Origin of the sequence: Corynebacterium maris DSM 45190 (genome assembly GCF_000442645.1) — a bacterium.
GTDB classification, from domain to species: domain Bacteria; phylum Actinomycetota; class Actinomycetes; order Mycobacteriales; family Mycobacteriaceae; genus Corynebacterium; species Corynebacterium maris.
Genome location: NC_021915.1, coordinates 2,746,456 through 2,766,870 on the forward strand (window position 1 = coordinate 2,746,456; position 20,415 = coordinate 2,766,870).

A 20,415-nucleotide genomic window follows, 5' to 3' on the forward strand; every position below is an offset into this window, starting at 1 on the left:
CATTCTTTTCACCGGCCCTGACTCTGGGGCTCTGGCCTCAGCGCTGGTAGGGGTCGGCCACGCCGAGGTACTGGACGGTGGTGTATTCGTCGATGCCCTCGGCGCCGCCTTCGCGGCCGAGGCCGGAATGTTTGACGCCGCCGAAGGGGGCCGCCGCGTTGGAGACGACGCCGGCGTTGAAGCCGATCAGGCCGAATTCCAGGCCGTCGGACAGTCGCCACAGCCGGGCGGGGTCTTCGCTGTAGGCGTAGGCGGCCAGGCCGTATTCGGTGGCGTTGGCCAGCTCGTAGGCTTCTTGCTCGGTGGCGAAGGTGACGACGGGGGCGACGGGGCCGAAGATTTCTTCGGTGACCACCCGCGCGTCGTCGGTGACGTCGGCCAGCACGGTGGGGGCGAAGAAGTGCCCGGCGCCGTCGATGCGCTTGCCGCCGGTCAGCACGCGGGCGCCGGCGGCGACGGCGTCGTCGACGAGCGCTTCGACGTTGTCGACGGCCCCCGCCTCGATGAGCGGGCCGACCTCGACGCCGTCGTCCAGGCCGTCGCCGATGGTCATCGCGGCGAGGCGCTCAGCCAGGCGGGCGGCGAAGTTCTCGGCGACCGAGTCATGCACGAGGAAACGGTTGGCGGCGGTGCAGGCCTCGCCGATGTTGCGCATTTTGGCGGCGACCGCGCCGTCGACGGCGGCGTCCAGGTCGGCGTCCTCGAACACGAGGAAGGGGGCGTTGCCGCCGAGCTCCATGGAGGTGCGCAGCACGTTGTCGGCGGACTGCTTGAGCAGCTGCTTGCCCACGGCGGTGGAGCCGGTGAAGGAGAGTTTGCGTAGGCGGGGATCGGCCAGCAGCGGTTCGGAGATCGCTGACGCCGACGAGGAGGTGACCACGTTGAGCACGCCCGCGGGCAGGCCGGCGTCGAGCATCGTCTGGGCGAAGTAGTGGGCGGTCAGCGGCGTGAGCTTGGCGGGTTTGAGCACCATCGTGCAGCCGGCGGCGATCGCCGGGGCGACTTTGCGGGTGGCCATGGCCAGGGGGAAGTTCCACGGGGTGATCAGCAGGCAGGGGCCGACGGGTTTGCGGGCGGTGAGCATCCGCAGCGTGCCTTCGGGGACCTGGGCGTGGCGGCCGTATTGGCGGGTGGTCTCCTCGGAGAACCAGCGCAGGAACTCGGCGCCGTAGGTGACTTCGCCGCGGGATTCGGCGAGCGGCTTGCCCATCTCCAGGGTCATGAGCGTGGCGAAGTCTTCGGCGCGTTCGGTGACCAGGTCGAAGGCGCGGCGCAGGATCTCGGCGCGTTCGCGCGGGGCGGTGCGCGCCCACCCGGTTTGGGCGGCCGCGGCGGCGTCGAGGGCCGCGACCGCGTCCTCGGAGGTGGCGGAGGCGACGGTGGCGATCTGCTCGCCGGTGGCGGGATTGTCCACCGTGAGGGTCTCGCCGGTGGAACCGGGGCGCCACGCGCCGTCGATAAGCAGATCGGTGGGGACCTTGGCCAGCAGTTCCTGCACAGTGGGCGTCATGTACGTTCCTCCCGGAGAGTGGTGAATCAGGTGCCCGCCCCAGCGTAGGTGCAGACCCCGCGCCGCCGCTTTTCTCTGTAAATTCCCGGACTAAAGTTGTAAGATTGGGGCCATGCTCAAGCCACTTCTCATCGCCATCGGTGTGCTCAGCACTGCCCTCGGTGCAGCGGGGGTCGTGCTGCCCATCCTGCCGACGACGCCGTTTCTGCTGCTCGCGGCGTTTTGCTTCGCCCGCAGCTCACAACGGCTGCACAATTACCTGATCAACCACAGGATCCTGGGCACCTACATCTACAACTATTATCACCGGGCGATGACGCCGAAACACAAGGCGCGCACCCTGGCGGTGCTGTGGTTCGGCATCATCGTCTCGTGTCTGCTCATCGGCCGGACCTTCGCCTGGGTGCTGCTGCCGGTCATCGCCACGCTGGTCTCGATCCACCTCCTGCGGCTGCGGCCGCGCCCGGAGAACTCGCCCACCCGACTGCGCGAGCACGACTCCGAGCACACCCCGCAGCTCACCGACGGGGAGCCCTCAGAACCCGCCCGGCGCGCCTGAGCCGAGGAAAAGAGCAAGAGTGGGGCCATGGACCCCGCGCACTTCGACCTCATCGCGCTGGCCATGCGCCACGGCGTGACCGCCAGCGAGTTGGGCCGGGGGATCTACACGCACCCGTCGACGAGCGAGATCTTCAACCAACTGCTGGAGTAGGCGGTACCCTCAATTCCCATGAGCGATTCTTCCCCGCAGCGGCGGGTGTACAACGCCGACCGCAAACAGGCCCTGCGCCACCTCGATCAGGCGATCGCCGACGGCCGCCTGGACATCCAGGACTACGAAGAATTCTCCGGCGTCATCGCCCGCACCGAGGACATGGGCGAGCTCGAGGACGTGGTCCGGCGCGTCCAATCCTTGTCGACGACCGGGGCGCCCGCCCCGCAGATGCATTCCCCGGCCCCGGCGCACACCCGCCCGGAGGACAAGACCGCGTGGTTCGCCAACATCGAGCGCACCGGCGCCTGGACCGTCACTGACGGGGCGAAGTACACCGTCACCCTGGGCACGCTCTTTCTGGACATGCGGGAAGCCACGTCCTCGGCCCCGGTGGTGCGCATCAACGTCCACGTGCTCCTCGGCAGCGCACGCATCGTGGTCAGCCCCGGGGTCATCGTCGAGTCCGAGGCGGAGCTGATCATGAGCGATACGCCGAAAATCAACGTCGACCCGCCCGCCCCCGGCGCCGCCCGGATCATCGTCACCGGCCGCATCATCCTGGGTGACCTCAAGGTCGTCTCCCGTCAGGCGGGGCAGCGGCTGCCGCTGGGGTTCAAGAACCTCTGACCCCACCCCGGGGCCGGGAGGCCGGGAGGCCGGATGTCGCTCTCCCCACCCCGTCCCACCGCCATGTGCTGAAAAACGTTTGATGAAAGATCGAGTGCCCGCCCTCCCTGGGGAGGATGGACACTCGGTCTTTCATCACCCAGCTTTCACCCACCGCTGATACCGCCACCCGTAGACAAAAACCGAGTGACCCCGGACATCTCCGGGGGCACTCGGTTCAGGCGCGAGGCGCGCAGCAGTAAGAGGCGGCCGCTACGCCCTAGTGGACCCGGCTTCCGGGCCGTCGCCGGCGTAAGGGTCGACCTCCTGGATGACGTTCATGGAGCTGACCAGGCGGGAGTCGTCGTAGTGCTCGGCGCGCTTTTCGATCTTGCCGGCGGCGAACTTGTTGACGATCAGCGCGATCGCGTTGTCGCCCGCGACGTTCGCGGCGGTGCCGAAGGAGTCGATCGCGATGTAGGCGGCGATCATCAAGGCGATCATGTCGGCGTCGAAACCGAGCATGGAGCCCAGCAGGCCGGTGGCGGCCATGATCGCGCCGCCGGGCACGCCGGGGGCGGCCACCATGGTCACGCCCAGCATGAGCAGGAAGCCCAGGGCCAGCCCGAAGGAGACCTCGATGTCTGCCATATAAGTGATGGCGAAGGCGTAGAGGGTGATCTTCATCATCGAGCCCGACAGGTGCGTCGAGGCGCCTAACGGAATGACGAAACCGGCGACGTTCTCGTCGAGCCGGTTGCGCATCGCCGACTGGTACGAGATCGGGATCGACGCGGCCGAGGACGAGGTGCCCAGGGCAGTGAAGTAGGCGGGCAGCACGTTCTTGAACGCCGTCAGCGGGTTTTTGCGGGCGACGGCGCCGGCGATGACGTACTGCAGCGCCAGGTACAGCAGCGTCATCACGATCGAGAGCACCAGCACCTTGCCGAAAGCCACGAGCGTGTCGCCCAGGTTGCCGTTCATGCCCAGGTTGAGGAACATGCCGAAGATGAACAACGGCAGCAGCGGGATGACGAAGGCGGTGATCACCTTCATCACCACGCGCTCCAGTTCGCGGGAGACGGCGTACATCGTGTCCGACTTGACCACGGTCATGGCCAGGCCCACGCAGAACGCCAGCAGCAGCGCCGTCATGATCTCAAACGGCGGCGGCATCTCGATGCTGAAGTACGAGGTCAGCGCACCCTCATCAATGTCGGAGACACTGGTGTCCAGGCTCTGCCCGCCCAGCAGCGACGGGTACAGGCCCCAGGCGACGGCGTAGGCGACCAGCCCGGCCAGGATCGTGGAGCCGTAGGCCAGTCCGATGGTGACGCCGAGCCACTTGCCGGCGCCGCGCCCCAGGCCTGCGATCGCCGGGGTGATCAGGGCGAAGATCAACACGGGGACGAAGAAGTTCAGGAAGTTTCCGAACAGCTCGTTGAAGGTGATGAAAACCCGGGCCAGCCATTCCGGGAAGAAGAAGCTGCAGATGATGCCCAGGATGATCGCCACGATGATCCGGAACAACAGTGACGAAGCAATGCGCTTGAAGTCCATGGTCGGTACATTCTTTCTAGGTCCTGCCCGGTCAGCGCGACATCGTGTGCTTATCGACGCCCACGCGCACCCCGCGGCCCCGGAGCAGGCCACGGGCATGTGACGACGTGTGCTGGTCAGGCGAAAGGCGTTACCAATCTAAAACTACTAGACACACTGAATAACCACGTCATTACAACGGGCACGTTCACGATGTCGCGCCGCCGCAGACCGCCAGTGGCGCCTGCGGCAACTGCTTCGCCACCCCGTCGGCGATCTGCGTGGCCATCGCCTGGGCGTCGGCATACGTGCCGGAGGCCGGGGCGGCGGTCAACGCTACGGCCACCTCTCCGGACGGCCCGGCGACCAGGCCGAACTGCCGCACAGTGTACTTTCCCTGCAGATCAGGGCCCCAGCCACCTTTGAAACGGGCGTCGGGGAGACGGCCGATCCCGTAGGCCTGCTCCGCAGTGACCTGGCCCATGGACGCAACCACCTCATCCGCGTCGGCGATGCACGGCAGGTGCGCGGCGAAACGCGCCTGCTCACTCGGTGACCAGGCCGTCTGGCCGAACAGGGAGAACTCCGGCCGCAGCACCGCCGTGTTGACTTGGACGTCGTTGCCGCCCTCGGCGAGCACCGCGTCGACCGCGCCCGGCGGCAGCGCGGACCAGAGCCGCTGGGCGGCATCGTTGTCTGAGTACTGGATGGCCGCCGCCGCAACGGGGCCGAGCGAGGGGTCCTGCCGTAGTGCGGCGATGGCGATGGGCACCTTGATCGTCGACCACGCCGGATACGCCCCGTCATCACCGCCGACGAGTTCCGCTCCGCCGTCGGAGACCGCCACGCCCGCAGTTCCGCCGTAGACGGCCACGACGTCGTCGATGATCGGCTGCAGATCGACCGGCTGGGCGGACGGGGACGTCGCATCCTCGGTGGGGGAGGGATGGGCCGTCACAGAAGAGGCCGCCGGCGGGGCCGCAGGTGACTGAGTCTCCCGCGGGGTCTCGGGCGCAGGGTAGCAGGAGACCAGCAGCGCCGCCGCGGCGACCACACACAAGCGGCGCCTCATGCCAGGTAGACGACGGCGTTGTTGCCGCCGCTGCAGGTGACGTAGGAGCCGTTGTCGTTGCACTGCATCGAGTAGCTGACGCCGGTGACCGGGCTGTAGGCGGTGATCGTGTCATTCAGCGCCCCGGTGCGGTCGTAGTTGGCGCGCCAGGCCTGCGCGACGGCCTCTGCGAAGGGGGCGCTGGTGACGCTGGAGCCGGTGTAGACGTTGCGGAAACTTCCCGCCGGCTCCCCGCGCAGGGCTTCGGAGCTGACCGCCGTCGCACCGGCAGGCATCTGCGGCGACGCCGGGCGGGCCGGCCCTTCGGCCTCCGGTTCCGGCTGCTCGTCCTCGCCGGCCGGCGGGTCGACGAACTCGGTGACGGTCTGCACGACGGTCGACGGGGCAGAGCCCGCCGCCGTGCGCGAGGAGTCGAACAAGAACATCGCCGCACCCGCGATCCCCGCCACCACCGCCAGTGCGAGGGCGATGAGCACGCCCACCAGCACTTTCTTGCCCGTGTTCGACTTCCGCGGCGGCTCAGTCGCCGGATAGTAGGGGTTCGGCGGTGGCACCCAAGAAGGCTGCCCCTGGGGTCCCTGCGGATGTTCAGGATGAGGATGATAATTCTCGGGCATGGGCGAGCCCCTCCAGACGTGGGCGATTGAGTTACGCAAATCTTGGCACACCCTGGCAGGAAGTTGGGGCGATCACCCCGAAAGCGGGGAGCACGAGGATCAGCCGGAAATTCAGGCTCAAAGCGCGGCCAACGACGGCGATCCCCGGAATTGCCTGGTGTCGGCCCTCCGGCCGTAAAGTAAGCAGACATGACGACAATCCTCGGAACCGTGTTGCTCATCCTCGCGATCGCGCTGCTGGTCATTGGCGTCCTCGCCTGGCGCAGGAAGCTGCCGGGCAACCCGGTCATCGGCATCCGCGTGGCTGAAGTGCGTAAGTCGCAGGAGATCTGGGAGGCGGCGCACCAGGTCGCCGGCCCACTCTGGCTGGTGGGCGGCGTGGCCCTGGTGTTCGGCGGGCTGGTCGCCTTCCGCGCGGAAGGGTGGATGTGGCTGCTGCCGGTGCTCGCCGTGATTGTGGCCCTCGCCGCCGTGGGCGCGGGCGCCAACATCGGCGCCCGTCGGGCCGCGGCCATCGACGTGGCGCAGAAGTACGAGGAGGAGCATGCGCCGGCCCCCGCCGCTCCTGCGCCGAAGGTGGACATGGACGCGTTGCGCCGCGCCGCCGACGCCGCCGACGACAAGAACAACGGGGACGTGAAGTAGCGCCCGCACGCCACGGCGAAATTCATTAGCGTGGTGGCATACATTCTCCCACCCGTTTTCTGGAGGACCCGCCATGCTGATCACCGACGTCGCCGAAGGCGTGCATCTGCTCCAGCACGCCAACGTCAACTGCTGGTTGCTCGAAGACGACGACGGGCTCACCCTCGTCGACGCCGGGCTTCCCCGCACCCGGCCTCACCTGGAAAAGGCCGTGGCCACCCTGGGACACCAGATGTCCGATATCCGGGCATTGGTGCTCACCCACGCCCACTTCGATCACGTGGGCATGGCCCGGGGGTTGAAGAAAGACCTGCAATTACCGGTCTACGCCCATCCGGAAGAGCACGAACTGGCCGCCCATCCCTATAAGTACGCACACGAAAGCCCCATCCTGAAGTATCCTCTGCGCTATCCGAAGTCGTTGGGTGCCGTGGGCCCGATGGCCTTGGCCGGGGCCCTGTTCGTCAAAGGCATAGAGGACGTCGGTTCCTTCACCGTCGGTGACACCCTCAAAGTCCCGGGCAGACCGCAGGTCATCGCCACACCGGGCCACACCTTCGGGCACGTCGCACTGCACCTTCCGGAACGTGATGCCGTGATCACCGGCGATGCGTTGGTGACCCTGGACCCCTACACCGCCTTGGTCGGGCCACGTTTGGTGGCCGGAGCGGCGACCGCCGACGGAAACCAGGCCGCGGCTTCCCTGGACGCGATCGCCGAGACGGGCGCGCAGCACGTGTTGCCGGGCCACGGCAATCCGTGGGACAGGGGAGCGGCCCGCGCCACGGAGGCCGCCCGCCGCAACGGGATGAAGTGACCCCATTCACCCCTGTCCTGTTGCGGGTTTCGCCCCATGGGACTAAAATCTCATTTTGTGAGCAACATGAACGTGAATCTTCACTGGTGGTGGCGCCCTTAACCGGCGAGCCACCCACGTTGCATCCCCACATCTAACGACCAGGCCCGCCAGCTTCGATCACCGAAGCCTCGCGGGCCTTATTCAGGTCCACCCCTGGCAGCGCAGTAGCCTGGAGAGGAAGCGAGAGCGGCGAGTCGGAGCACACCGGCAGGCACCACCTCGACACTCTGAAAGGCCTCACGAGCAGCCATGAGCACATTGATCCGCAGGGGGCGCGCATGAACGCGACGTTCGCCCCGGAAGTTTTCACGCGCCCCGTGCGCTACCACGCCGACGCCTCCAGCCTGTTCGCCTACGTCGGCGGAACCGCCGCCACCGACTCGGTGCTCTTCGAGTCCGCGGACATCACCACCCGCAGCGGCGTGGCCTCCGTCGCGGTGCTGGAGTCCTCCCTGCGGCTGACGTGCGCTGGCGACCAGGTGCGCGTCGATAAGCTCAGCCCCTCCGGCGAGGCCCTGGCCGCGCGCCTGCGCAGCCAGCTCAGCGAGTACCTGACCGGCGAGGACGCCTACGTGTTCCCGCCTTCCGAGGCCGTCGACGAGCGCGCCCGGCTCACGGCCGTCTCCTCCGTCGAGGTGCTGCGCGCGCTGACCCGCGACGCCGGCTACACCGACGAGACGGAGACGCTGCCCATGCTCGCCGGCGGCATGGCCTTCGACTTCCTCGAGACCTTCGAAGATCTGCCCGCCGTCGAGCCCAGCGCGAACACCTACCCGGACTACCAGTTCGTGCTGGCCGAGATCGTGCTGACCATGAACCACGAGCAGCAGACCGGCACACTGTCGGCCGTCGACGCCACCGGCGACCCGGCGGCGCTGAGCGCCCGGCTCGACGAGCTCACCGCGCTCATCGACGCCGCCGACCTCACCGACGCCCACGCCTACGAGGTCACTCCGCACGACGGCGACACCCTGACCGTCGAGGCCGACATCCCCGACGAAAAGTTCCGCGCCCAGGTCACGCGCCTGAAGGAGCACATCCACAACGGCGACATCTACCAGGTCGTCCCGGCCCGCACCTTCACCGCGCCCTGCCCGGACGCCTTCGCCGCCTACCGACAGCTGCGGGAGACCAACCCCAGCCCGTACATGTTCTACGCCCGCGGTTTGGACGTCCACGGCGATCCCTACGAGCTGTTCGGCGCGTCCCCGGAGTCAAACCTGAAGTTCACCGCCGCCACCCGCGAGGTACAGCTGTATCCGATCGCGGGCACCCGCCCACGCGGGCTGAACCCCGACGGCAGCGTCAACGGCGAGCTGGACATCCGCATGGAGCTCGAGCTGCGCACCGACGCGAAGGAGATCGCCGAGCACACCATGCTGGTGGATCTGGCGCGCAACGATCTGGCACGCGTCGGCGTGCCGGGCACCCGCAAGGTCGCGGACCTGCTGCAGGTCGACCGCTATTCCCGGGTCATGCACCTGGTCTCCCGGGTGACGGCGGAGCTGGATCCGGAGCTCGACGCGTTGGACGCGTACCGGGCGTGCATGAACATGGGCACGCTGACGGGCGCGCCGAAGCTCAAGGCGATGGAGCTGCTGCGCGGCGTCGAGAAGCGTCGCCGCGGCTCCTATGGCGGGGCGATCGGTTACCTGCGCGGCAACGGCGACATGGACAACTGCATCGTCATCCGCTCCGCCTACGTCAGTGGGGGAGTGGCGGCCGTCCAGGCCGGCGCCGGCGTGGTGCGCGACTCGAATCCGCAGGGCGAGGCCGACGAGACCCTGCACAAGGCCTATGCCGTGCTCAACGCCATCGCGTTGGCCGCCGGCTCCGAACTGGAGGTGATCCGCTGATGGCGAAGATCATGTTGATCGACAACCAGGACAGCTTCGTCTACAACCTGGTCGAGTCCCTGGCTGCGACCGGCCACGAGTACCGCGTGTACCGCAACACCGTGGACGTGGCGGAGGTGTTGGCGGCCGAACCGGCGCTCATCGTGCTCTCTCCGGGGCCGGGACACCCCACGGCGGCCGGCAACCTGATGGAGCTGGTCGACGCCGCGATCGGCAAGATTCCCATTTTGGGCATCTGCCTGGGCTTTCAGGCGGTGCTCGAGCACTTCGGCGGCGAGGTGGCTCCCTGCGGGCCGGAGCACGGGAAATCCGTGCCGATGCGGCTGACCGACGCCGGCGTGGCGCACCCGGTCTTCGCGGGGTTGACCGTCGACGCCAGCCCGGACATGCCGGATCATGTGGGTCGGCTCGTGCCGGTGGCGCGCTACCACTCGTTGGGGTGTACGACCGCGCCGGCGGGATTGACCCCGCTGGCGACGACGGGCACCGCCGCCGGGGACGTGGTCATGGCCGCGGAAACCGCCAACGGAATGGCACTCGGCCTGCAGTACCACCCGGAGTCGATCTTGACCCCGGCCGGCCCGACGATGCTGACCCGCTGCATCGACCAACTATTGACTAATTCAATTACAGGAGAAACCAACTAGATGACCAGTCAGAACTCGCTGGACACGCTGCTTACCTTCATGGACAACCCCGCCCCGTCCGTCGAGGAGTGCATCGAGGCCTACACCCCGCTGACGATCGGCGACTACGACGACGTGCACATCGCGGCGCTGCTGACGCACGTGCGCACCCGCGGTGAGACCGCCCACGACCTGCTCGGCGCGGCGCGCGCCTTCCTCAAGGCCGGGCGCCCGTTCCCCATCACCGGCGAGGGCGTCATGGACACCGCCGGCACCGGCGGCGACGGCAAGAACACCATTAACATCACCACCGCCGCCTCCCTCGTCGCGGCGACCGGGGGAGTCAAGATGGTCAAGTGCGGCAACCGCTCCGTGTCCTCCAAGTCCGGTTCCGCGGACGTGCTCGAGGCGATGAACATTCCGCTGGACCTCGACCCCGAGCGCGCGGTCCGCCAATTCGAGGCCTCGAAGTTCACCTTCTTATTCGCCCCGGCGTATAACCCGGCGATCGGGCACGTCCAGCCGGTGCGCCGCGCACTGAAGTTCCCGACCCTGTTTAACACCCTTGGGCCCATCCTGTCCCCGGGGCGCCCGGAGTACCAGATCATGGGCGTGGCCAACCCGGCCCAGGGGCAGATGATCGCGGAGACCTTCAAGGAGCTCGGCCGGGGTCGCGCGTTGGTCGTCCACGGCGACGGCTCCGACGAGATCGCGGTGACGGGGCCGACCCAGGTGTGGGAATTGACCCGCGCCGGCGAGATCGAGCACTACACGCTCCAGCCGGAGGACTTCGGCGTGGGCGTCCACACTTTCGCGGACCTCGCCGGCGGCGACGGGGAAGAAAACGCGCGACACCTCTACGCTGTGTTCAACGGCGAGGGAGCGCCCGCCCACCGGGACGCCATCGTGGCGTCCGCGGGCGCGATGTTCTACCTCCACGGCGACGTGGACACTTTCCGCGACGGCGCGGACAAGGCCAGAACACTGCTGGACGACGGCTCCGTCGCCACCTGGCTCAGCAAGCACGAGGAGGCCAACTATGGCGAATAACACTCATCTTCCGACCGTTCTCGAGGGCATCGTCGAGGGCCGACGCGGGCACCTCGACGAGATCCGCGCGCGCATCGCACACGTGGACCCGGCCGAGCTGCCGGCGTCCACGCGCTCGCTCTATGACTCGCTCGGCGGCGGGCAGGGGAGGGGACTCAACCGCTTCATCATGGAGTGCAAGTCCTCCTCCCCGTCGCTGGGTCTGATCCGCGAGCACTACGAGCCGGGCGCCATCGCGCGGGTCTACTCCCGCTACGCTTCGGGCATCTCGGTACTGTGCGAACCGGACTTCTTCGGCGGCGACTACGACCACCTCGCCACCGTCTCCGCCTCCTCGCACATCCCGGTGCTGTGCAAGGACTTCATCGTCGACATGGTGCAGGTGCACGCCGCGCGCTACTACGGCGCCGACGCCATCCTGCTCATGCTCTCCGTGGTCGACGACGAAGAGTACGCCGCGCTGGCCGACGAGGCCGCCCGCCTGGGCATGGACGTGCTCACCGAGGCCATCACCGAGGAGGAGGTCGAGCGGGCGCTGCGCCTGGGCGCGAAGATCCTCGGCATCAACCACCGCAACCTCCACGACCTGTCCATCGACCTGTCCCGCTCCGAGCGCCTGACTCGTAATATCCCGGAGGACGTGGTGGTGGTCTCCGAGTCGGGCATCCGCGACGCCGAGACCGTCCGGCGGATCGGCGCGCACTCCAACGCCTTCCTGGTGGGCTCGCAGCTGACCGGGCAGGAGGACATCGACCGGGCCGCCCGTGCCCTGGTGTTCGGGGAGAACAAGGTGTGCGGATTGACCAGCTGGTCGGCGGCCCAGGCGGCGCGCGCCGCCGGCGCCGTCTACGGCGGCCTCGTCTTCGAAGAGGGCACCCCGCGCAATGTTTCACGTGAAACCGCCGCCGACATCATCGCCCACGAACCCGACCTGACCTACGTGGCCGTCTCGCGACGGACCTCCGGGTACGGCGAGCTCCTCCAGGACGGGATCGGCGCCGTGCAGGTCCACGCCCCTTACCAGGGCTCGGTGGCTGCGGAGAGCGAGCTCATCCGTACCGTCCGCGCGGAGGTCCCGGAAGGCGTCCAGGTCTGGCGCGCGGTCTCCATGACCGGTGCGGACGGCCCCGCCGTGGCTCAGGCGCTCGTCGCCGAGGGCGTCGCCGACCGGCTGGTGCTCGACGCGGGCGACGGCGGCACCGGCGTCAGCTTCGACTGGGGCACGGTTCCCGACGACGTCAAAAAGCACGCGCTGCTGGCCGGGGGCCTGGGCCCCGACAACGTGGAAGCGGCGCTGGCCGTCGGCTGCGGTGGCCTGGACTTGAACTCCGGCCTCGAATACGGCGCCGGGGCAGGGGAGTGGGCGGGCCGCAAGGACTCCGCCGCCGTCAACCGCGCCTTCCATACGATCCGCAACTTCACCTACTAACCGAAGGACCACCATGACTGACAACCGTGACGGCGGCTCCACCCTGCTGCCGGCCTACTTCGGGGAATTCGGCGGACAGTTCGTCCCCGAGTCCCTTCTGCCCGCCCTCGACCAGCTGGAGCGCGAATTCGTCGAGGCGTGGAACGACGACGAGTTCATGGCCGAGTACCGCGCCCTGCTGCGCGACTTCCTCGGCCGCCCGACCCCGCTGACCGAAACCTCCAACCTGCCCAAGGAAGGCGAGGGCAAGGGGTATGCGCGGATCTTCCTCAAGCGCGAGGACCTGGTCCACGGCGGCGCCCACAAGACCAACCAGGTCATCGGTCAGGCGCTGCTGGCCAAGAAGATGGGCAAGACCCGCATCATCGCCGAAACCGGCGCCGGCCAGCACGGCACCGCCACCGCGCTGGTGTGCGCCCTGCTGGGCCTGGAGTGCGTCGTCTACATGGGCGCCAAGGACATCGCCCGCCAGCAGCCGAACGTCTACCGCATGCAGCTGCACGGCGCGCAGGTCGTCGGCGTCGACGCCGGCGCCGGCACCCTCAAGGACGCCGTCAACGAGGCGATGCGCGACTGGACCGCCACCTTCCACGACTCCCATTACCTGCTGGGCACCGCCGCGGGGCCGCACCCGTTCCCCACGATCGTGCGCGAATTCCACCGCGTCATCGCCGAGGAATCCAAGGCGCAGCTCGCCGAGCGCATCGGCAAGCTGCCGGATCTGGTCGTGGCTTCCGTCGGCGGCGGCTCCAACGCCATCGGCATGTTCTCCTCCTTCATCGACGATGACGAAGTCGAACTCGTCGGCACCGAGCCCGGGGGAGAGGGCATGGACTCCGGCAAGCACGGCTCCGCCATCACCGAAGGCAAGATCGGCATCCTGCACGGCACCAAGTCCTACCTCATGCGCGACGCCGACGGGCAGATCTCCGAGTCCTACTCCGTCTCCGCGGGACTGGACTACCCGGCCGTCGGACCGCAGCACGCGCACCTGGCCCAGACCGGCCGCGCCCAGTACCTGCCCGTCACCGACGCCGAGGCGCTGCAGGCCTTCCAGTACCTTAGCCGCCACGAAGGCATCATCCCGGCGCTCGAGTCCTCCCACGCCTTCGCCTACGCCCTCAAGCGCGCGAAGCAGGCCGAGGAGGTGGGCACCGCCATCGACATCCTGGTGTGCCTGTCCGGCCGCGGCGACAAGGACGTCGACCACGTGCGCCGCACGCTGGAAGAAAATCCCCATTACGTCCTGAAGGAGGACTAAATCATGAGCACCCGCTACGAGAAGCTCTTCGCCGACCTCACCGAGCGCGACGAGGGCGGCTTCGTCCCCTTCATCATGCTCTCCGACCCGTCGCCGGAGGACGCCCTGGAGATCATCTCCACGATCGTCGACGCCGGCGCCGACGCCCTGGAGCTCGGCGTGCCGTTCTCCGATCCGATCGCGGACGGCCCGACGATCCAGAAGGCCCACCTACGTGCCCTCGACGGGGGAGCGACGGTGGCCAAGGCCCTCGACCAGATCCGCACGCTGCGCGCGAAGTACCCCGACCTGCCGATGGGCATGCTCATCTACTCCAACGTGGCCTATGTCCGCGGCCTGGACGACTTCTACACCGAGTTCCAGGAGGCCGGCGTCGACTCGATCCTGCTGCCGGACGTCCCGGTGCGGGAGGGCAAGCCCTTCGCCGAGGCCGCCGAGCGCCACGGCGTCGACCCGATCTTCATCGCACCCGCCAACGCCGGGGCCGCCACCCTCGAGGGCGTCTCCGCCCGCTCCAAGGGCTACATCTACGCCATCTCCCGCGACGGCGTGACCGGCACGGAACGCGCCTCGGAAACCACCGGCCTGAAGGACGTCGTCGACAACGTCACCCAGTTCGACGGCCCGCCGGTGCTGCTGGGCTTCGGCATCTCGCGCCCGGAGCACGTCTCCGACGCCATCGCGGCGGGTGCGGCCGGCGCTATCTCGGGCTCGGCGATCACGAAGATCATCGACAAGTACACCGAGTATGAGCACCCGAACCCGGGGCGCATCACCGACATGGACGCGCTCAAGCGGGAACTGACCGAATTTGTCAGCGCTATGAAGGCCGCCACCACGAAGTAGCCTTCTCCCACCCCTCGGCCCGGCCCCTCGATTTCTTCGCGGGGCCGGGTCTTTTGTTTCACGTGAAACTCCCCCTCGAAACACGCCCCACGCCTTACCGCCCCGACGGGGGCGGCCCCCGTCGCGGGCATACTGGAGACATGCCCTTCGGAACCTTCTCCACCCCCTCGACAACGGCCGTGAAGGAGTGAAGTTTCACGTGAAACACAGAGACGCGCCAGCACTAGAAATTACCGAACTAGTCAAGACTTTCGGGGACTTCCGTGCCCTCGACGGACTGTCCCTGACTGTGGAGCGGGGGAGCGTCCACGGCTTCCTGGGCCCCAACGGCTCGGGGAAATCCACCGCCATCCGCACCCTTCTGGGACTTCTCCACCCCACGGAAGGCTCCGTGCGCGTCCTCGGCGAGGATCCCGCCCGCACCCCGCAGGTCCTCAGTCGCATCGGCTACGTCCCCGGCGACGTCGCTTTGTGGCCCACGCTCACCGGGGCGGAAGTGCTGCGTGCCCTGGAGTCGCTGCGCGGCCGGCCCAGCAACCGCCGCAAAGAGAAAGAACTCGTCGACGCTTTCCAGCTCGACGTGAGAAAGCGGACGCGGGAATACTCGACGGGCAACCGTCGTAAAGTCAGCCTGATCGCCGCACTGTCCATCGACGCCGACGTGCTCATCCTCGACGAACCCACGGCGGGGCTCGACCCGCTGATGGAGCAGGTCTTCATCGAGCACATCCGCGCCGCCCACGCCGAAGGCACGACCGTGCTCCTGTCCAGCCACATCATGGCGGAGGTGGAAAAACTCTGCGACCACGTCACCGTGATCAAGGACGGCCGCGTCGTCGAAGACGGGACGCTCACGCAGCTGCGACACCTCTCCGCGCACCGCGTCTCGGCACGGATGCCCGACGCCGAGGCCTTCCTCGCCCGCCACCCCTCGGCGAGCCGCGACGGAGAGGCCGTCACGCTGACCGTCGACCGCGCGGACTTGTCGGCCATGTTGCGCGACGTGCTCGACGCCGGGGGAGAAGACGTCCTGAGCCAACCTGCCAGCCTGGAGGAAATCTTCCTGGAGCACTACGAGGTCGCGCCCGCGGAGGGAGGCCACCATGATCGCTGAGACATTGACCCTGACCCGGTTGAATCTGCGACTCAAACGCGGCTACCTGGCGGCGTGGCTCATCCCGCTGTGGATCCTCGTCGCGGCCTTCCCGGTGGCCTACCAGGAGTACTACCCGACGCTGGCTTCCCGGCAGGAGATGCAGGAGGCGATGAACGCCAACGCCGGCACCATCGCCATCTACGGACACATCGCGGAACCCGGCACCGTCGGCGACATGGTCACCTGGGAGGTGGCGATGTGGCTCGGCGTGCTCGGCTCCGTGATGGCGGTGCTGCTCATCACCTCGTTGCACCGCCGCACCGAATATGACGGCGTCGGCGAACTCCAACGATCGACGGGGATCAGGCCGGCGACGCCCGCGGCGGCGGCGCTGACGACGACGTTCGTGGCCACCGCCGTACTCGGCGCGGGCGCCGGCGTCATCTTGTTCGGGCTGGGCGCCGTCGTCGACGAGTTTTATGCCGCCGGGGCACTCGCCTTCGGCGTGACGGTCTTTCTCATGACTTTCGCCGGCGCGCTGCTGGCCGAACTCGTCCTGCTCTTCGTCTCCGACGGCAGCTCGCTGACCCTGACGGCGCTGGTGACGATCGTCGCGTCCTTCCTCCTCCGCGCCGCCGCGGACGTCCAGGAGATCGACTGGCTCAACTGGCTGACCCCGCTCGGCTGGCGCGCCCAGATCGTGCCGTACGACCGCGACGACTGGTCCGCCGCCGCCATCGCCGCGGCGATCTGCCTCGTCGGCGTCGTCGCCGTGATGACCGCGGAGCGGTTCCGCTCCTTCGGGTCCGCCCTGGTGCGCATGCCATTGCCGAAGCGCACTCCCGACCGCCGCGTCCAGGGCATGTTCGGGCTGCACCGCCTGCAGATCACCCCGGCCGTGGTCGCATGGTTGGCGGTGCTCGCCGTGCTGGCGGCCTTCCTCATGGCCATGTCCGGCTCGATCCAGGAGCTGGTCGCAGGCGAGGGCGCCACCGGGGAGATCTTCCGGGACCTGCTCGGGGGCACCGCCGCCTACGAGGCGTTCATCGGCTACATCGCCCAGGTCTGTGGCATCCTCATCGCCGTCGCCGCGGTCAGCGTGATCCATGGGCTGAGCCGCATCGAGGCCGACCGCACCCTGGACCTGGCGCGCTCCACGGGGCTTCGCCGGGGGACGCCGCCGGCGGTGATTTTCAGCTGGGCGCTCATCGTCGCCGTCGCCTTGGTCGCGGTCTTGCACGGGGCGGGCGCCTTCGGGCTGTGGACGCAGGAGACGACCGTGCCGGAGGATTACACCACCCTGGCGTGGGCGTCCTGGTCGCAGTTGGCGGCGGCGTGGGTCACCCTCGGCTTCGCCACGGCCGTCGTCGGCCTGCGTCCGCAGGCCACCATGGCGACGTGGCTGATCGTCGGGGTCGCCGGGACGGTGGCGCTCGTCGGGGAGATCTTCCAGTTCCCGCAGTGGGCGATCGACCTCTCGCCGTTCTCACACACCATGGTGAACGCGGAAAGCGACGTCCTGCCTATCGTCGTCATGGTGCTGCTCGGCGCCGGCTTCACCGCCGTCGGCTTGGTGGGTGCGGCCCGGCGGGAAGTGCGCTGAGCGGCCTGCCCCTTAGCGCGGGTCCGGCCAGGCGCCCCGGTGGTAGGAGTCGGGGTAGGCGATCTTTTCGCGGGCGACGCCCAACTCGTGGGCGGCGCGCAGCGGGAAGTGCGGGTCGCGCAGCGCCTCGCGGCCGACGAGGACGGCGTCCGCCCGGTCTTCCGCGATGATCGCCTCCGCCTGCTGCGGGGAAGTGATCATGCCGACGGCGGCGGTGGGGACGTCCGCACGCCGGCGGATCTCCTCGGCGAAGCGCACCTGGTAGTTCGGGCCGACGGGGATCTCCGCGGGCACGAGCCCGCCGGAGGTGACGTCGATGAGGTCCACGCCCGCGGTCTTGAGCTCTTGGGCGAGCGTCACCGTCTGCTCCAGGTCCCACGCCGGTTCGTCGTCGACCCAATCCGTGGCGGACAGCCGCACGAGCAGCGGCATGTCGTCGGGGATCACGCCGCGCACGGCGGTGACCACCAAACTGAGCAGGCGGGTGCGGTCGTGGAAGGAACCGCCCCAGGAGTCCTCGCGGTGGTTCGTCAGCGGGGAGAGGAACTGGTGCAGCAGGTAGCCGTGGGCGGCGTGGATCTCGACGAGGTCGAAACCGGCCCGCACCGCGCGCCTCGCGGCGGCGGCGAAATGCTCGGGCAGGGCGCGGATTTCATCGCGGTCGAGTTCCTTCGGCGTCGCCATATTCGGGCCCGCGACGGGGGAGGGCGCCACCGGACGCCAGCCGCCGTGCTCTTCCGGGATCGTCTGGGAGCCGTAGTCCGGCTGGCTGGGCAACGCCGGCACCGTCGAGGACTTGCGCCCCGCGTGGTTGAGCTGCACGCCCATCTTCGCGCCCTGGGAGTGAACGAAGGCGACGATCTCCGCCCACGCCTTTTCCTGCTCGTCATTCCATAGCCCCGTGCACGCCGGGGAGATCCGCCCCTCCGGGGTCACGCCCGTCGACTCGGCGATCAGCAATCCGAAACCGCCGACGGCGCGCGCCCCGTAATGCGCGAAATGCCATCCCTCGGGGACTCCGTCCCGGTTCGTGCAGTGGTACTGGCACATGGGAGGAAGCCAAATCCGGTTGGCGATCTCGAGGCCGCGCAGGGTGAGGGGCTGATGCAGGTTCGTCATGGCCCCCAGGTTATCCACCCGCCGCGGTTTAAGGCTCGTAGACTGACCGGCCATGAGCGTCTCACAGAGAATCACAAAAATGGTCAAGGGCGTCGACCCGTTGATCGTCCTGATCATCCTCGCCGTCCTGATCGCCATCGTCGCGCCCGCCCGCGGCCAATTCGCGGAGTGGTTCGCGGTGGCCACCAACCTGGCCATCGCGTTGCTGTTCTTCCTCTACGGCGCCCGCTTGTCGACGAGGGAGGCGCTGGCCGGCCTGACGAACTGGAAGCTGCATCTGACGATCCTGGCGTTTACTTTTGTCATTTACCCGCTGCTGGGGTTGGCGTTGTATCCGTTGACGTTCTTCATTTCCGACGAGCTCTACCGCGGCATCCTGTTCATGACGCTGGTGCCGTCCACGGTGCAGTCGTCGGTGGCGTTCACCTCGATCGCCCGGGGCAACGTCTCGGGCGCGATCGTCGCCGCCTCAGCCAGCAGCCTCGTGGGCGTGTTCGCCACCCCGCTGCTGGTGATGGCCCTGATGTCGACGGGGGAGGGCGTGCACATCGACGCGCAGGTCTTCCTCGACATCGCGCTGCTGCTGTTGCTGCCGTTCGTCCTCGGCCAGCTCGTGCGCCGGTGGGCCAAGGGCTTCGCCGCGCACAAGGCGACGAAGGTCGTCGACCGCGGCTCCATCACCATGGTGGTGTACTCCGCTTTCTCCTCGGGCATGGTCGCCGGGGTCTGGACGCAGGTGGCGGTGTGGGAGATCGTCTTCCTCGTGGTGCTCTCCGCCGTCGTCGTGGTGTTCATGCTGTGGCTGACCCGCGTGATCTCCCAGTGGTTGGGCTTCCCGCGCGCCGACGTCATCGCCATCGAGTTCTGCGGCTCCAAGAAGTCGCTGGCCACGGGTCTGCCCATGGCGTCGGTGATCTTCGGGGGCGCGAGCCTGGGGCTGCTCATTCTGCCGCTGATGATCTACCACCAGATCCAGCTGATGATCTGCTCTTGGTTGGCGGCGCGCTACGGCAAGCAGACGCCGGAGGCGGTGGCGGCGTGACGGCGGTGGCCGGGCAGAGAAAATAACCCCCTCTGCGCAGGCTAAAAGCTAGCAATCCCCTGAACGCATGCCGTGAGAAGCTTGCATAATGTCCACGGAAAGGTCACTATGTTTCACGTGAAACGACACCTCTACGTCCGCACCGACCTCTTCGTTCCTGGGGTGGGCGCCCTCATCAACGTCGCCCACCTCGAGGAAATCGATGACACCCGGTGCACGCTGCGCCGCATGATCGAGATGAACGGCGAGGAGGTCATCATGGGTGCCTCCGTCGACGGCCACACCGTGGGAGCCGTGAACAAGCCCAACGAGACCGTCCCGCACCCCGACACCTACGACCAGTTCCCGGACATCTCGGCCACGTACCTCGAGGCCGATGAGTTTGATGCGCTGTGGACCGAGACCGTGGCCAAGTTCCCGGAGCTGTGCTGACCTCGCCCCGGCCCATCCTGCGACGGCCAGACGACTGCCACTCACTCCTCTTCGTCGAGAGCTTCCTCGGCTGTGTCTTCCCACAGGGCGGGCCGCGATCGAATCAGGGCAGCACGCTCGTGTAGGTGTGCGACAAGGGTGTCGTCGGAAACACCCCACTCGACTTCACCGACGGCGTCATCCTTGACGACGGCCTCCGCAAGAATCTTCTGCCATGTGCCGTCCTCCGTCCAGTTCCGCAGCCGTTCCCGAACGGTCTGCCAAGGGCCGTAGCGCCCGGGCAGATCCCGCCAGGGCGTTCCAGTTCGTAGTTTCCAGAAGACCGCATTGACCATCTGGCGATGACCGCTCTCCTCGCAGTCGGCCGAGTTGCCCGGCAGCAGGGGCGCAATGCGTTCCCAGGATTTATTGGTGAGTTCTCCACGACGAACCATGCCTCCCAGTCAACCTTGTCGGGCAGAGGCAGGGCGGGGAGACACGCCGACGCGGCGG

General features: G+C 68.0%; 21 protein-coding genes. 15 read left to right on the forward strand and 6 right to left on the reverse strand.

Annotated features, from left to right (window positions below; all coding sequences use genetic code 11):
- Positions 1 to 37: 37 nt before the first annotated feature.
- Positions 38 to 1,510 carry an NAD-dependent succinate-semialdehyde dehydrogenase gene (locus B841_RS12805; protein ID WP_020936570.1) on the reverse strand — a complete coding sequence of 491 codons (1,473 nt, stop codon included), beginning with the start codon at positions 1,508 to 1,510 and terminating at the stop codon, positions 38 to 40.
- Positions 1,511 to 1,622: 112 nt separating this feature from the next.
- Between B841_RS12805 and B841_RS12810 the strand changes: the two genes are divergently transcribed.
- From B841_RS12810 to B841_RS14270, 3 genes are read left to right on the forward strand one after another with little or no spacing between them, the layout of a single operon-like run.
- Positions 1,623 to 2,069, forward strand: a complete 447-nt coding sequence (locus B841_RS12810; RefSeq protein WP_020936571.1) for a YbaN family protein — start codon at positions 1,623 to 1,625, stop codon at positions 2,067 to 2,069.
- A gap of 27 nt (positions 2,070 to 2,096) precedes the next feature.
- Positions 2,097 to 2,222, forward strand: a complete 126-nt coding sequence (locus B841_RS14200; RefSeq protein ID WP_020936572.1) for a hypothetical protein — start codon at positions 2,097 to 2,099, stop codon at positions 2,220 to 2,222.
- 18 nt (positions 2,223 to 2,240) lie between these two features.
- Positions 2,241 to 2,852 (forward strand): DUF1707 SHOCT-like domain-containing protein, encoded by a 612-nt coding sequence (locus B841_RS14270; RefSeq protein ID WP_020936573.1) that lies wholly within the window; start codon positions 2,241 to 2,243, stop codon positions 2,850 to 2,852.
- Between the two features lie 252 nt (positions 2,853 to 3,104).
- Here B841_RS14270 and B841_RS12820 read toward each other — a convergent pair whose 3' ends face one another.
- From B841_RS12820 to B841_RS13705, 3 genes are all read right to left on the reverse strand, one after another.
- Positions 3,105 to 4,391, reverse strand: coding sequence for a dicarboxylate/amino acid:cation symporter (locus tag B841_RS12820; protein ID WP_020936574.1), 1,287 nt, complete (start codon positions 4,389 to 4,391; stop codon positions 3,105 to 3,107).
- Between the two features lie 187 nt (positions 4,392 to 4,578).
- Complete coding sequence (locus tag B841_RS12825; RefSeq protein ID WP_245561051.1) at positions 4,579 to 5,442, reverse strand: serine hydrolase; 864 nt, start codon at positions 5,440 to 5,442, stop codon at positions 4,579 to 4,581.
- Positions 5,439 to 5,996, reverse strand: coding sequence for a hypothetical protein (locus tag B841_RS13705; RefSeq protein WP_156844822.1), 558 nt, complete (start codon positions 5,994 to 5,996; stop codon positions 5,439 to 5,441). Before B841_RS13705 ends, B841_RS12825 begins: the two co-directional genes overlap by 4 nt.
- A 252-nt stretch (positions 5,997 to 6,248) precedes the next feature.
- On the opposite strand from B841_RS13705, the gene B841_RS12835 reads away from it, so the two are divergent.
- From B841_RS12835 to B841_RS12880, 10 genes are all read left to right on the forward strand, one after another.
- Positions 6,249 to 6,704 carry an SdpI family protein gene (locus tag B841_RS12835; protein ID WP_020936577.1) on the forward strand — a complete coding sequence of 152 codons (456 nt, stop codon included), beginning with the start codon at positions 6,249 to 6,251 and terminating at the stop codon, positions 6,702 to 6,704.
- A 73-nt stretch (positions 6,705 to 6,777) separates the two neighbouring features.
- Positions 6,778 to 7,521, forward strand: a complete 744-nt coding sequence (locus B841_RS12840) for an MBL fold metallo-hydrolase (protein ID WP_020936578.1) — start codon at positions 6,778 to 6,780, stop codon at positions 7,519 to 7,521.
- Between the two features lie 320 nt (positions 7,522 to 7,841).
- Entirely contained in the window at positions 7,842 to 9,419 is a 1,578-nt protein-coding gene (locus B841_RS12845) for an anthranilate synthase component 1 (RefSeq protein ID WP_020936579.1), read from the forward strand.
- A complete protein-coding gene (locus tag B841_RS12850; protein ID WP_020936580.1) occupies positions 9,419 to 10,066 on the forward strand; it encodes a glutamine amidotransferase-related protein in 648 nt (215 codons plus the stop codon). The genes B841_RS12845 and B841_RS12850 overlap by 1 nt, the downstream gene beginning before the upstream one ends.
- 39 nt (positions 10,067 to 10,105) lie before the next feature.
- Positions 10,106 to 11,095: an anthranilate phosphoribosyltransferase gene (gene trpD, locus B841_RS12855; protein ID WP_404825483.1), complete on the forward strand. Its 990-nt coding sequence runs from the start codon at positions 10,106 to 10,108 to the stop codon at positions 11,093 to 11,095.
- On the forward strand, positions 11,085 to 12,524 hold the full coding sequence (trpCF, locus tag B841_RS12860) for a bifunctional indole-3-glycerol-phosphate synthase TrpC/phosphoribosylanthranilate isomerase TrpF (protein ID WP_020936582.1): 1,440 nt from the start codon (positions 11,085 to 11,087) through the stop codon (positions 12,522 to 12,524). Before trpD ends, trpCF begins: the two co-directional genes overlap by 11 nt.
- Positions 12,525 to 12,537: 13 nt before the next feature.
- Positions 12,538 to 13,785 carry a tryptophan synthase subunit beta gene (trpB, locus tag B841_RS12865; RefSeq protein ID WP_020936583.1) on the forward strand — a complete coding sequence of 416 codons (1,248 nt, stop codon included), beginning with the start codon at positions 12,538 to 12,540 and terminating at the stop codon, positions 13,783 to 13,785.
- 3 nt (positions 13,786 to 13,788) lie between these two features.
- Entirely contained in the window at positions 13,789 to 14,631 is an 843-nt protein-coding gene (trpA, locus tag B841_RS12870; RefSeq protein ID WP_020936584.1) for a tryptophan synthase subunit alpha, read from the forward strand.
- Positions 14,632 to 14,830: 199 nt separating this feature from the next.
- Positions 14,831 to 15,745, forward strand: coding sequence for an ABC transporter ATP-binding protein (locus B841_RS12875; RefSeq protein WP_020936585.1), 915 nt, complete (start codon positions 14,831 to 14,833; stop codon positions 15,743 to 15,745).
- The gene (locus tag B841_RS12880; protein ID WP_020936586.1) at positions 15,735 to 17,330 is read left to right on the forward strand and encodes a hypothetical protein; all 1,596 of its coding nucleotides are present in this window, start codon (positions 15,735 to 15,737) and stop codon (positions 17,328 to 17,330) included. Before B841_RS12875 ends, B841_RS12880 begins: the two co-directional genes overlap by 11 nt.
- A gap of 12 nt (positions 17,331 to 17,342) precedes the next feature.
- Here the strand turns inward: B841_RS12880 and B841_RS12885 are convergent, their stop codons facing one another.
- Positions 17,343 to 18,449, reverse strand: coding sequence for an NADH:flavin oxidoreductase/NADH oxidase (locus B841_RS12885; RefSeq protein ID WP_020936587.1), 1,107 nt, complete (start codon positions 18,447 to 18,449; stop codon positions 17,343 to 17,345).
- A 52-nt stretch (positions 18,450 to 18,501) separates the two neighbouring features.
- Here B841_RS12885 and B841_RS12890 point away from each other — a divergent pair, with 52 nt between their 5' ends.
- A complete protein-coding gene (locus B841_RS12890) occupies positions 18,502 to 19,491 on the forward strand; it encodes a bile acid:sodium symporter family protein (protein WP_404825452.1) in 990 nt (329 codons plus the stop codon).
- 108 nt (positions 19,492 to 19,599) lie between these two features.
- Complete coding sequence (locus tag B841_RS12895) at positions 19,600 to 19,923, forward strand: hypothetical protein (protein ID WP_020936589.1); 324 nt, start codon at positions 19,600 to 19,602, stop codon at positions 19,921 to 19,923.
- Between the two features lie 41 nt (positions 19,924 to 19,964).
- Here B841_RS12895 and B841_RS12900 read toward each other — a convergent pair whose 3' ends face one another.
- Positions 19,965 to 20,357 carry a transposase gene (locus B841_RS12900; RefSeq protein ID WP_041631920.1) on the reverse strand — a complete coding sequence of 131 codons (393 nt, stop codon included), beginning with the start codon at positions 20,355 to 20,357 and terminating at the stop codon, positions 19,965 to 19,967.
- Positions 20,358 to 20,415 lie beyond the last annotated feature (58 nt).

What these genes read in the sequence shown, in the direction of transcription:
- B841_RS12805 (WP_020936570.1), bottom strand. Translation starts at nt 1,510, where the DNA reads ATGACGCCCACTGTGCAGGAACTGCTGGCCAAGGTCCCCACCGATCTG.
- B841_RS12810 (WP_020936571.1), top strand. Translation starts at nt 1,623, where the DNA reads ATGCTCAAGCCACTTCTCATCGCCATCGGTGTGCTCAGCACTGCCCTC.
- B841_RS14200 (WP_020936572.1), top strand. Translation starts at nt 2,097, where the DNA reads ATGGACCCCGCGCACTTCGACCTCATCGCGCTGGCCATGCGCCACGGC.
- B841_RS14270 (WP_020936573.1), top strand. Translation starts at nt 2,241, where the DNA reads ATGAGCGATTCTTCCCCGCAGCGGCGGGTGTACAACGCCGACCGCAAA.
- B841_RS12820 (WP_020936574.1), bottom strand. Translation starts at nt 4,391, where the DNA reads ATGGACTTCAAGCGCATTGCTTCGTCACTGTTGTTCCGGATCATCGTG.
- B841_RS12825 (WP_245561051.1), bottom strand. Translation starts at nt 5,442, where the DNA reads ATGAGGCGCCGCTTGTGTGTGGTCGCCGCGGCGGCGCTGCTGGTCTCC.
- B841_RS12835 (WP_020936577.1), top strand. Translation starts at nt 6,249, where the DNA reads ATGACGACAATCCTCGGAACCGTGTTGCTCATCCTCGCGATCGCGCTG.
- B841_RS12840 (WP_020936578.1), top strand. Translation starts at nt 6,778, where the DNA reads ATGCTGATCACCGACGTCGCCGAAGGCGTGCATCTGCTCCAGCACGCC.
- B841_RS12845 (WP_020936579.1), top strand. Translation starts at nt 7,842, where the DNA reads ATGAACGCGACGTTCGCCCCGGAAGTTTTCACGCGCCCCGTGCGCTAC.
- B841_RS12850 (WP_020936580.1), top strand. Translation starts at nt 9,419, where the DNA reads ATGGCGAAGATCATGTTGATCGACAACCAGGACAGCTTCGTCTACAAC.
- trpD (WP_404825483.1), top strand. Translation starts at nt 10,106, where the DNA reads ATGGACAACCCCGCCCCGTCCGTCGAGGAGTGCATCGAGGCCTACACC.
- trpCF (WP_020936582.1), top strand. Translation starts at nt 11,085, where the DNA reads ATGGCGAATAACACTCATCTTCCGACCGTTCTCGAGGGCATCGTCGAG.
- trpB (WP_020936583.1), top strand. Translation starts at nt 12,538, where the DNA reads ATGACTGACAACCGTGACGGCGGCTCCACCCTGCTGCCGGCCTACTTC.
- trpA (WP_020936584.1), top strand. Translation starts at nt 13,789, where the DNA reads ATGAGCACCCGCTACGAGAAGCTCTTCGCCGACCTCACCGAGCGCGAC.
- B841_RS12880 (WP_020936586.1), top strand. Translation starts at nt 15,735, where the DNA reads ATGATCGCTGAGACATTGACCCTGACCCGGTTGAATCTGCGACTCAAA.
- B841_RS12885 (WP_020936587.1), bottom strand. Translation starts at nt 18,449, where the DNA reads ATGACGAACCTGCATCAGCCCCTCACCCTGCGCGGCCTCGAGATCGCC.
- B841_RS12890 (WP_404825452.1), top strand. Translation starts at nt 18,502, where the DNA reads ATGAGCGTCTCACAGAGAATCACAAAAATGGTCAAGGGCGTCGACCCG.
- B841_RS12895 (WP_020936589.1), top strand. Translation starts at nt 19,600, where the DNA reads ATGTTTCACGTGAAACGACACCTCTACGTCCGCACCGACCTCTTCGTT.
- B841_RS12900 (WP_041631920.1), bottom strand. Translation starts at nt 20,357, where the DNA reads ATGGTTCGTCGTGGAGAACTCACCAATAAATCCTGGGAACGCATTGCG.